The organism is Dactylosporangium cerinum, assembly GCF_042653625.1.
Classification (GTDB): domain Bacteria; phylum Actinomycetota; class Actinomycetes; order Mycobacteriales; family Micromonosporaceae; genus Dactylosporangium; species Dactylosporangium cerinum.
In genome coordinates this window covers 241,536-252,231 of record NZ_JBHSIU010000010.1, presented here as the reverse complement: position 1 = coordinate 252,231, position 10,696 = coordinate 241,536, and the positions used below count along the sequence as shown (strand labels likewise).

9 protein-coding genes are annotated in these 10,696 nt (G+C 72.4%); 4 read left to right on the top strand and 5 right to left on the bottom strand.

Features of this window, described 5'->3' with window-relative positions:
* Nucleotides 1-152: 152 nt before the first annotated feature.
* Together ACFPIJ_RS07500 and ACFPIJ_RS07495 are read right to left on the bottom strand one after the other, a co-directional pair.
* On the bottom strand, nucleotides 153-1,466 hold the full coding sequence (locus ACFPIJ_RS07500; RefSeq protein ID WP_380113895.1) for a HAMP domain-containing sensor histidine kinase: 1,314 nt from the start codon (nucleotides 1,464-1,466) through the stop codon (nucleotides 153-155).
* Nucleotides 1,463-2,176: a response regulator transcription factor gene (locus tag ACFPIJ_RS07495; RefSeq protein WP_203843936.1), complete on the bottom strand. Its 714-nt coding sequence runs from the start codon at nucleotides 2,174-2,176 to the stop codon at nucleotides 1,463-1,465. The genes ACFPIJ_RS07500 and ACFPIJ_RS07495 overlap by 4 nt, the downstream gene beginning before the upstream one ends.
* Nucleotides 2,177-2,234: 58 nt before the next feature.
* Here ACFPIJ_RS07495 and ACFPIJ_RS07490 point away from each other — a divergent pair, with 58 nt between their 5' ends.
* The 4 genes from ACFPIJ_RS07490 to ACFPIJ_RS07475 all read left to right on the top strand — a co-directional run bounded on the left by ACFPIJ_RS07490 (nucleotide 2,235) and on the right by ACFPIJ_RS07475 (nucleotide 7,371).
* Complete coding sequence (locus ACFPIJ_RS07490) at nucleotides 2,235-2,810, top strand: DNA mismatch repair protein MutL (protein WP_380113894.1); 576 nt, start codon at nucleotides 2,235-2,237, stop codon at nucleotides 2,808-2,810.
* Nucleotides 2,811-3,575: 765 nt separating this feature from the next.
* Nucleotides 3,576-4,004 (top strand): hypothetical protein, encoded by a 429-nt coding sequence (locus ACFPIJ_RS07485; RefSeq protein ID WP_380113893.1) that lies wholly within the window; start codon nucleotides 3,576-3,578, stop codon nucleotides 4,002-4,004.
* Between the two features lie 792 nt (nucleotides 4,005-4,796).
* Nucleotides 4,797-5,666 carry a hypothetical protein gene (locus ACFPIJ_RS07480; protein ID WP_380113892.1) on the top strand — a complete coding sequence of 290 codons (870 nt, stop codon included), beginning with the start codon at nucleotides 4,797-4,799 and terminating at the stop codon, nucleotides 5,664-5,666.
* 112 nt (nucleotides 5,667-5,778) lie between these two features.
* Nucleotides 5,779-7,371, top strand: a complete 1,593-nt coding sequence (locus tag ACFPIJ_RS07475; protein WP_380113891.1) for a cellulase family glycosylhydrolase — start codon at nucleotides 5,779-5,781, stop codon at nucleotides 7,369-7,371.
* 9 nt (nucleotides 7,372-7,380) lie between these two features.
* On the opposite strand, the gene ACFPIJ_RS07470 is transcribed toward ACFPIJ_RS07475, so the two are convergent.
* From ACFPIJ_RS07470 to ACFPIJ_RS07460, 3 genes are read right to left on the bottom strand one after another with little or no spacing between them, the layout of a single operon-like run.
* A complete protein-coding gene (locus tag ACFPIJ_RS07470) occupies nucleotides 7,381-7,974 on the bottom strand; it encodes a TetR/AcrR family transcriptional regulator (protein WP_380113890.1) in 594 nt (197 codons plus the stop codon).
* A 10-nt stretch (nucleotides 7,975-7,984) separates the two neighbouring features.
* Entirely contained in the window at nucleotides 7,985-10,132 is a 2,148-nt protein-coding gene (locus ACFPIJ_RS07465; protein WP_380113889.1) for a YhgE/Pip family protein, read from the bottom strand.
* Nucleotides 10,129-10,692 (bottom strand): ATP-binding cassette domain-containing protein, encoded by a 564-nt coding sequence (locus ACFPIJ_RS07460; RefSeq protein WP_380113888.1) that lies wholly within the window; start codon nucleotides 10,690-10,692, stop codon nucleotides 10,129-10,131. Before ACFPIJ_RS07460 ends, ACFPIJ_RS07465 begins: the two co-directional genes overlap by 4 nt.
* Between the last annotated feature and the right edge of the window lie 4 nt (nucleotides 10,693-10,696).

The window sequence follows — 10,696 nt, the reverse complement described above, 5'->3', positions numbered from 1 at the left end:
GCGGGGCGGGTCACCGCCATCGGCACGGCGTTGAAGGCGGGCGCGCTCACCGCACGACACGGCGTTACGGGCAGGCGCGCTCACCGCACAACGCGGCGTTACGGGCGCCCCGGGGTCACCACCATCGGCTCGGCGTTGAGGGCTCGGCGGGGTCACCGCACGACGCGGCGTTGGGGGCGGGGCGGGGTCACCGCCATCGGCTCCAGGACGATCGCGATCCGGGCGCCGTGCAGCGGGCCGCGCTCCACGACGAGCCGGCCGCCGGCGGTCTCCGCGACCCGGCGGACGATGTCCAGGCCGAGTCCGGTGGAGCCGGCGCCGCTGGAGCCGCGGCGCAGCGCCTTGGCCGGATCGGCGATGCCGGGTCCCGCGTCGTCGACGGTGAGCCCGCGCGGGGAGACGTGCACCTCGAAGCCGGTGCCCTCCGGGGTGTGCTGGAAGACGTTGCCGAGCATGCAGTCCACCGCGGACACCAGGTCGGACTCGGCGACCGGCACCCACACCGGCTCCTGGCCGCCGACGACCCGCCAAGGGCGCTGCTGGTCCTCGGCGAGCACCGACCAGAACGCGAGCCGGTCGGCGACGACCTCGACCAGGTCGGTGCTCTCCGGCACCCGGTCCGCCGCCGAGCGCCGCGCGGTCGTGATGATCTGCTCGATCTCATCGTCGAGGGCGTCGAACGCCTGCCGCATCCGCTCCCCGATCGGGCCGGGCGGCATCGCGTCGGCGTCCAGGCGGAGCGCGGTCAGCGGGGTGCGCAACCGGTGCGACAGGTCCGCGGCGAGTTCGCGTTCGGCATCCGCGAAGGCGACCATCTGGTCCGCCATCCGGTTGAAGCTGCGCGCCGCGTCCCGCAGCTCCGGCGGGCCGTCCGGCTCGACCCGGGCGTGCAGGTCGCCGTCGCCGAACGCCCGCGCCCCCTCCGCCAGCTGCTTCGTCGACTTCACGATCTGCGCGCCGAGCCGGTCCGCGACCAGGGTCGAGCCGCCGATGAGGACGACCGCGAGCCCGACCAGGGCCAGCCACGCCGCGCCGACGCCCCGGCTGAGGTCGGCGTCGGAGACGTACACCTCCACGACCGCGGTCCGGTCGCCGTCCAGGACCACGGTCTGCAGGTACGCCACGCCGCCGGGCGCGTCCACGGTCAGCGACCGGCCCTGCGCGGCGGCCCGGTCGACCTCCGCCGCCGGGGCATGACTGGTGCCGACGGTGGGCTCGCCGACCAGGTGTACGGCAAGGCGTCCGCTCTGCCCTGCCGGTACGGTGGCAACCGCCCGATCCAACGCGCCGGATCCGTTGCCGGAGGCGGTTGCGAGGGCGGCCACCATCGCGTCGGCCTGGTATCGCGCCTCGGCGAGCGCCCGGTCGTGCGCGATCTCCTTGGTGACATACGCGAGGGGAACCAGGAACGCCAGCGCGATCATCGAGGTGATCGCGAACGACAGGCGCATCAGCGCGTTCCTCATGGCTGCGCTGGTGCCTGTTCCGGGTCCACGAGCATGACCCCGACCCCGCGGAACGTGCGCAGATACCGCGGCGCGGTGGCGCTCTCCCCCAGCTTGCGGCGCAGCCACGACACGTGCACGTCGATCGTCTGGTCCTCACCGGAACTGTCCGGCCGTTGCCACACCTCGGTCAGCAGTTCCCGCCGGCTCACCACCCGCCCGGCCCGCTGCGCCAGGTACGCCAGCAGATCGAACTCCTTCTTCGTCAGCTGCAACGGCTGCCCTTGGATGGACGCGAAGCGCTGCTGCGGGTTGACGTGCAGTGCACCGATCGTCACCCCGGCCGGCACCGCGGCGGGTCCCGGGGTGCCCTGCCCGCGACGCAGGACCGCGTTGATCCGCGCCGACATCTGCGCGCTGGAGAACGGCTTCGTCACGTAGTCGTCCGCGCCGGCGTCCAGCAGCCGGATGATGTCCCGCTCCGAACGCCGGGCCGTGGCCACGATGACCGGTGCGTTGGAGATGCCGCGCAGCATCCGCAGCACGTCCAGACCGTCCATGTCGGGCAGCCCCAGATCGAGAATGACCAGGTCCGGCGGGTCGGTCGCGATGACCCGCAGGGCGGATCCGGCATTGCCGACCGGACGCACGACATGGCCGGCGTCGGTCAACGCCCGGGAAAGGGCGCCGGAGACGGCGACGTCGTCCTCGACGAGCAGGATCAGCGGCATGGCAACACCGTAACGCCGGGTTTGACGCTGACAACGGTGCGGGTGAGAAGATCTGCCGGTGCGGGTCAGACGAGCGGCGGTGCCGGTGCTGCTGTGGTGCCTGGCGACCGCGGCAAGCATCGCCGTGGCGTCGCTGGCGCTGCGCCCCGTGCTGCACACGGCCGTGCCGTCGGACTCACTCCCGGTGCCCGCCGCCGAGGCCCGCGGCCCCGGTGACCTCATCCCGCAGCCCCCAGCCCCTTCTTTTGCTTCCCCTGCCACCTCCGCCACCTCCCGCCCTGCAACTTCAGCCCCGCCACGCACCTCGGCCCCACCCCCCACCACCAAGGCCACCACGGCCGCCCCTGCCCGCATCGTGGACGGCTGGACGGTGACCACCGACGGCGATGGCGTGGACACGTACCTGCGCTCGTTCCGCTCCGAGGGCGGCGACGCGGTCATCCGCATCCGCGACGCCGTCGTCTCCCTCGTCACCGCCACCCCCCGCAGCGGCTACTCCGCGTCCCGCGCCCAGACCGAGCCAACCCGCCTGGTCGTGCAGTTCATCTCCGACAGCGGCAACGCCGCGTACCTCGTAGACGCCATGTGGTGGCAGGAATCCCCCCACGGCACCGTGACCCGCATCGGCACGTAGCCCCCGCAGCCGCGCGGCGGCGATCCGATCCCACAACGGTCCGCGACGCATCCGCCACACGGGGCGTGCGCTTTCCCCTTTGGGCGGCGCACATCGCACCCAAGCGGACCACGTCGCTTCCCGACGCGCGCCCGTGCCCCGTCCCCGCGGACTGCACCCACCGACCGCTCCACGTCACGTCCAGGAGGAACACGCGGTGCTCGCCCGAGCGCGGCCATGTCGGGTGCCAGCGGACTGCATGTGCCGGTCGGGTCACGTCAAGGTCCCATCGGACCGCCGGATGTCCGGTCGGCCCGCGTTGAGTTCGGGCGATGGCGTGAAGTTCGGCGGCTGAAGGCAGTCGGCGCTGTTGGTGCAGGGCAGGACGTAGAGCGATCCGTTCAGACGCAGCGTTTCCACCGCCGCACGGACGTGAAGATGTAGGAATGGGCTCAGGTCAAGGTGGACGCGACCTGAGACGCGACACCCAACGGCCGCCAGTCACGTCGTGATGGCCGAACCTGCACGGAGTGTGTAGACGGCGCAGGGAACGATGCCGGTGCGGAAGGCATCGCCGTTCGATGCATGGGACGGTGGCCGTCTGCCGCTGGGGTCGCGGCGGGAACGACGTTGCCACGTCCGATGACGCGGAACGACACCGCGGCCGAGCCCCCACGTTGCCACAGCGACCCGGTCCGATGCTCGTGGTTGGCGGCATTGGGCAAACTCTCGGCGCAGTCACCGAGGTCGGAACCGACGTCACCGCTGCAGCCGAAGTAGGTCGCAATGGCTGCAACGGAGCTGAAGGCGGCGATGGCGGCCGGGGCGGTGACGGTCGTAGCGACGGCGATAGCGGCGATGGCCGTGGCGACCACGACCACAGCGACGGCACGGGCGACGGCGGCGTCGACGGAGGTAGCGGCGGTGACGGCGGAGGTAGCGGAGGTAGCGGCGGTGACGGAGGAGGTAGCGGCGGAGGTAGCGGCGGTGACGGAGGCGGCGGCGGCGGCGGAGGCGGCGGCGGCGGTAGCGGCGGTGACGGCGGTGATCCCTGCGCGGACGCTGGCGACAAAGTCCGCGACAGCGACGGCCGCACGGAAGACAACAACGACGACCGCAGCAATGGTGCCGACGCAGCCACAACTGACGGCGGAGACAGAGGCGGTGGCAGAGGCTGCAGCGAAAGCGAAGGCGAAGGCGTCGGCGCAGCCGTGACAGCACGAGCAGCGCTCAGCGCGACCGTGGAAGCACAGGCAGCGCTCAGCGCGACCGTGGAAGCACAGGCAGGGCTGGGCGCGGGCGTGGAAGCAAGACCAGGGCTCGGCGCCGCCGTGACAGCACAAGCAGCGCTCGGCGCAGCCGTGGCAGCAAGGGCAGGGCTGGCTTTCGACAGTGTTCGGGCCGCCTGGAGCCGGGCCAGCTTGGTCGCGTGGCGGGCGGCCAGGCCATGCCTGCGAGCCTCTGCGAACTCGGCCCTGACTCGCAGCTTCTCTTCACGCCGGCGGTTGGCCTCGGCGTGTTGTGCGGCGAAGTGGGCGGTCCAGTCGAAGTCCTCGGCTGGGCCGGAATCTGGTGCGTCCAAAGAAAAGCACGGTCGTGGCACGGGCCGCCTCCCCCCGGTAGGCGCTGCCCCTCCAGTCTCGAGGTCGCACCGCGCGGTGTCCAGTCGGGCGGAGGCGCAAAGACGGATCGGGAAAAGTGTTATCGGCGCAGGTGGAAAACGTCGGGGGGCGCCTGCGGGAATCTTAAAGTTTGGCTAATGCTATCCGCAGGTTCGGGCGCTTACCGTCGATGCGTGACCACCGCCCGGACGGTTGCGGGACCGCCACCCGTCACCATGTTGCCGCTTGCCCATGGGGGCTGCGGCGCGGGCGTCGTGTCCACGGGTTCCCCTGGGGGTCAACCGCCCCACGGGGACCGCACCGCGGCTGTGTCCAGCGCCGCGGCGTCGTCGGCCGGGGCCGCCACCCCGACCGCGGCGGAGCCGGCCCGGAAGGGCGGGGCACAGTGACCGACGACAAGCCGATCACGGCCGACCCGATCACGGCCTACCCGATCACGGCCGACCCGGCCACGACAGACTCGGTCACAGCCGACGCGGAAGCCGCACAGGAGACGACCGAGACCGCGGAAACCACGGAAATCACGGAAACCACCGAAGCCGCCGAAACCAAAGACACAGACACGGCAGACGAGCCGACCCCCGTCGCAAAGCCGAGGCGCAACGTCAAACAGCGCACCGAACCCAGGAAAGCACCGGTCCAGCCGGAGACCACCACAGACGAGGCCGGCGGCCGGGACGTCTGGCGGCGGCTGGGGGCGGTCGCGATCGTGCTCCTCGCCTCGTTCGCCGTCGTCGTGCTCTGGGCACGGCCCGCGCACGAACCAGCGCCGCCCGCCGGCCAGCAACGCAGCGCGGCGCCGCCCGCGGTCACGGTGCTCAACCCGACCGACATCGCCTACCTGCAGCTGATGATCTCGCTGGACACCAGCGCGGCGCAGCTGTTCGAGCTCATCCTCGCCGGTGGGGATCCGGCGCTGACGCCGATCGCCAAGGCCGCCGCCGACGGGCACAAGGGCGAGCTGGTGGCGCTGCGCAAGGCGCTTGCCGACGGTGGGGCGGTCGAGGACTCCAGTATCCACGCCGGGCACGACCTGCCGGGGATGGTCGTCGACGCCGACATGGCCGCGATCCGGGCACTGCCCGCGGCGCAGCAACCGGCGAAGGCGCTCGAGGTGCTCCGCGAGCACCTGACCGGGACGACGGCGCTGTGCGGGTCGGAGGCGAAGAACGGCGCGGACCCCGCGACCAAGGCCGCCGCCGCGCAGGTCCTCGACGCGCACGGCAAGCTGCTGGCGCAGCTGCCGAAGATGTAACTTTCGCCGGAAACACCCGCTCTCACCTGCGCAAACCCGCCACGCAACGGGCAGCCGTGGCTCGGCGTACCAGCGCGCTCCTAGCGTCGAGCAAAACGACAGGAGGGTGCAGGTGAGAAGACTCTGGGCCGCCGTCGCGGCCAGCAGCATGGCCGTCGTCGGCGCGGTTGCCGTGATCGGGCTCAACAGCACGGCGGAGGCGGCCGTCGGCGGCACCGGGACCGGCTACCTGAGCACCCGCGGCAACCAGATCATCGACGCCGGTGGCAACCCGGTGCGGCTGACCGGGCTCAACTGGTTCGGCATGGAGACCGACAACAAGACGTTCCACGGATTGTGGGCCCGGCCCTGGCGCGACCACATCGACCAGATCGCCAGCCTGGGCTACAACACGCTGCGGGTGCCGTTCTCCGAGGACGCGCTGAAGCCGGGCGCGACCGCCAACAGCGTCGACGGCTACACCAACCCGGACCTGCAGGGCCTGACGCCGTTGCAGATCCTTGACAAGGTCGTCGCGTACGCCGGCACGAAAGGCATGCGCATCCTGCTGGACCGGCACCGGCCGACCAGTGCCGGGCAGAGCGCGCTCTGGTACGTGTCCGCCACGCCCGAGGCGACCTGGATCAGCAACTGGCGGTCGCTGGCCCAGCACTACGCGAACAACCCGACCGTCGTCGGCGCGGATCTGCACAACGAGCCGCACGCCGACGGCACCGATCCCAACGGCACCGGCTCGTGCTGGGGCTGCGGGGACGTGAACCGGGACTGGCGCCTGGCGGCCGAGCGGGCCGGCAACGCCATCCTCGAGGTGAATCCCAACTGGCTCATCGTGGTCGAGGGGGTCAGCTGCACCAGTGGCGGCAACGCCAACGCCTGGGACAACATCCCGGACGAGCCCTGCGGCTGGTGGGGCGGCAACCTGAGCAAGGCCGGACAGTTCCCGGTGCGTCTCAACAAGCCGAACAAGCTTGTCTACTCCGCGCACGAGTACGGCAACTCCGTGTATCACCAGGCGTGGTTCGACGACCCGGCGTTCCCGAACAACCTCCCGGCGATCTGGGACGGTTTCTGGGGGTACCTGGAGAAGCAGAACATCGCGCCGGTGCTCGTCGGCGAGTTCGGTTCCACGTTGCAGAGCCCGCAGGACGTGCTGTGGCTGAAGAAGCTCATGGAGTACATGGGCACCGGCGTCACCGGCATGGACTTCACCTACTGGTCGTGGAACCCGAACTCCGGTGACACGGGCGGCATCGTCGCCGATGACTGGAAGACGGTCAACCAGCAGAAGCAGTCGATCCTGCAGCCGTACCTGATCCCGCCCGTGGGTCAGACAGGGCCGACCGGATCGACGAGCGCGAGCACCAGCACCAGCCCGTCGGGCAACACCGGCACGGTGAGTTGCACCGCGACGGTCCGCATCGACAACGCGTGGCAGGGTGGGTACCAGGCGACCATCACGGTGAAGAACACCGGCTCGACGACCGTCAGCCCGTTCGTCATCACGTGGGGCGTGCCGTCGGGGGTGGTCCTGCAGAGCGGCTGGAACGCAACCGTGGCCCAGTCCGGCACCACGATCACGGCGACCGGCCCGAGCTGGGCGCCGTCGCTCGCGCCGGGTGCGTCGGTGTCGATCGGCTTCACCGCCAACGGCCCGTCGACCCCGCCGCCGAGCAACATCAAGCTCAACGGCGTGGCCTGTACATAAGCGAAAACGCTAGATGCCGACCCGGGCCCTGATCACCGTGATCAGGGCCCCCTGCACGTCGGCGAGGGTCCGGTCCGGCTCGAACACCAGCCAGTCGACCGCCACCACGAGGCACACCCCGAACAGCGCCGCCGCCGCCATCCGCACGTCCAGCGCCGCGTCGAAGTGCCCCTCGTCCACGCCGCGCCGCAGCACCTGGGCGATCACGTCGACCGCCTCGCCCCGCAGCAGCTGCAGGGTCTGGTGCCACTCGCGGTTGGTGCGCCACATCTCCGACAGCAGCAGCTGCGCGAATGAGCGGTGGCGCTCGATGTATGCCAGCTCCGCCCGGATGAGCGCCAGGACCGCCTCCGGCGGCGCGACGCCGGAGGCGGCGGCCCGGAAGTCGGCGGTGAGCAGCCCGACCCCGTGCCGCAGCAGCTCCTCGAACAGCGCGTTCTTCGACGGGAAGTTGTAGTAGACGGTGCCCTTGGCGACGCCGGCGCGCAGGGCGATGTCCTCGACGGTCGTGGCGGAGAACCCGTGCTCGGCGATGAGCTCCATCGCCGCGTCATACAGCCGCTGCCTGGTGTCGGTGCGGCGCCGGGTCCGGCCGTCTACCACGTGCAACTCCCTACATCACCAGATCCGGGTGCAGCTTCGCCGGCGTCAGGCGGCGCCCCCGCCACGCGGCCAGGGTCGTCAGCCCGAACGCGAGCGCGGCGAAGCCGGCCAGGACCACGGCCCCGGTGACGACCGTACCGCCCGGGCCGCCGTTGACGAGGTGCCGCACCCCTGCCACGACGTACGTCATCGGCAGGAACGGGTGGACCGCCTGCAGGACGCCCGGCGTGGTCTCGATCGGATACGTGCCGCCGGACGACGTGAGCTGCAGCATCAGCACCGCCAGGGCGGCCAGGCGGCCGGCCGCACCGAGCCGGGCGCCGAACCACTGCACGATCGCGGTGAACGCGACTGCGGTGAGGCACAGGAACCCGTACATCGCCAGGGGATGCGCCGGGTGCAGCCCGAGCGCGAACCGGACCACCAGGAACAGCGCCGTCGCCTGGACCACGCCGACGATGAGGCCGGGCAGCCAACCGGCCAGGGCCACCCGGTGGGCGGGCGCGCCGGACATCAGGTGCCGGCGGGTCAGCGGGCGCAGCACCATGTAGCTGATCATCGCGCCGACCCACAGGGCGAGGCCGAGGAAGTACGGCGCGAACCCGGCCCCGTACGTGGCGGCGGGGTGTTCGGTGGAGCGGTCCAGGGCGACGGGGTCGCCGAGGACACCGGCGCGTTCGGCCCGGGTGTCGGGGTCGTAGCCGGGGATCTTCGCCGCGCCGTCGGACAGGCCGCGGGCCAGCCGGCTGGCGCCGTCGGACAGCTCGCCGAGGCCGCCGGCGAGCCGGTGCCCGCCGTCGGAGAGCGCGCCGAGCCCGTCGTCGAGCTGCCGGGCGCCGGTGGCCAGCCGGAACAGCCCGCCGTTGAGCTCACGGGCGCCGTTGGACGCGGCGCCGGTGCCGGCGTGCAGCTGATCGGCGCCGGCGGCGAGCCGGTCCAGACCGGCGGCGAGCTGGTCGACCTGCGTGCGGGCGGCGGCGACGTCGTCGGCCAGGTGCGGCGCGGCGGCCGCGACCTGCCGGGCGATCTTCGACGCGCGGTCCAGGTCGGCGCGGACGGCGGCGAGGTCCCCGGTCTCGAGGCGGCTCTGCACCGAGACCGCGGCGGCGACAGCGGCGTCCGCCGCGGCGACGGCAGTCCGGTACTCCGTGCTGTCGACGATCTGCGGGTACCGCGAACCCAGCCGCGCCAACGCGGAACGCGTCGCGGTCGCCTGCTGGGTCGCCGTCGTGGCCAGGGCGGGCAGCGCGTCGAGGTGCTCGCGCAGCAGGTCGGCACCGTCGGCGATGCTGGTCGCGGCGGCCTCGATCAGCGCGGCGTTGTCGCGCAGGACCGGCTCGACGGTGTCGGCGGCGGCGCCGACCCTGGTCGCCAGGAGCCGCCCGCCGGCCGCGGCCTGCGCGGTGCCGTCGGCGAGCTGCGCGGCGCCCTGGTCGAGCGCGACGAGCCCGTCGTACAGCTGCTGCGAACCCTTCGTGGCCTGGTCGAGTCCGCTCACCAACGAGCCGGCACCGCCCGCGGCCTGGTCGAGCCCGCTCACCAGCGAGCCGGCACCGGCACCGGCCTGCGTGGCGCCGTCAGAGAGTTTGCCCGCGGCGTCGGCGGCCTGCGTCGTCTGCGTCTTGAGGTCGGTGAAGCCGATCAGCATCCGGTCGAAGTAGCCGCCGGCGGCGGACGCGGCGGCGCTGGCCCGCACCTCCGTGAAGACGCTGCGGGACAGCTGGCCGGTGAGGTAGTTGGTGGCGTCGTCGTTGACCACGATGAGCCGCCCGCCGATCGGATCCCGGTCCGGGTCCGGCGGGGTGACGAGCGAGGCGGAGAAGTCCGCCGGAATCTCGAAGACGACCTCGAAACGCCCCTCCGCGAGGCCCTTGCGGGCGGCCGCGTCGGTGGTCTCCTGCCAGCCGAACACGTCGCGGCGCAGCAGCTTGGCGGTGAGGTCGTCGCCGGCGCGCACGGTGCTGCCGTCGGTGGCGGTCGCGGGGCGGTCCGCGTTGACCACGGCCACCGGGATGTGGCGCATGTTGCCGTACGGATCCCAGAACGCCCACAGGTACAGCGCCCCGTACAGCAGCGGGATCAGCGCCAGGACGGCGAGCGCGGCGACGGTGATCGGCGCGCGGGTGAAGCGGCGCAGCTCGAACAGCGCGAGCCTCATCGGTGTCCCTCCAGCGCGAAGGTCGGGCCCGTCAGGCACTCGCGGGCGGCGGTGACGACGGCGACCCCGTCGTCCGTGAGCGCGCGGAGCGCCTCGTCGAGGCGGGCACGCTCCACCGTGGACAGTCCACTGTCGACGTCGTCGACGACGACCGCGGCAGGGCCCGCGATGCGGGCGAGGGTGAGGCCGAGCAGGTGCCGGCCGAGGACGTCGAGGTCGCGGCCGAGTGTGCCGGGCTCCAAGGGCAGGTCTTCGAGGCGGCGCCCGCGCCGGCCCAGCAGGAGGCGCCGCTCCTCGACGTGCTCGGCGACGGTCAGCGCGGGCTCCGGCTCGTGCACGCCGGGCACGTGGCCGAGCGCCACGACGCCCGTGCGCCGGACCGTGCCGGCGCTGGTCTTGAAGCAACCGGCGAGCGCGAGCAGCAGCGACGTGCGCCCGCTGCCGGCCGGGCCGGTGACGGTGAGCCGCTCCCCCGTCGCGACGTCGAGGTCGACGTCGCGGAACACCCAGCCGCGCCGGGTGCGGGCACCGAGCCCGCGCGCTTCCACAACCGTGGTCACAACA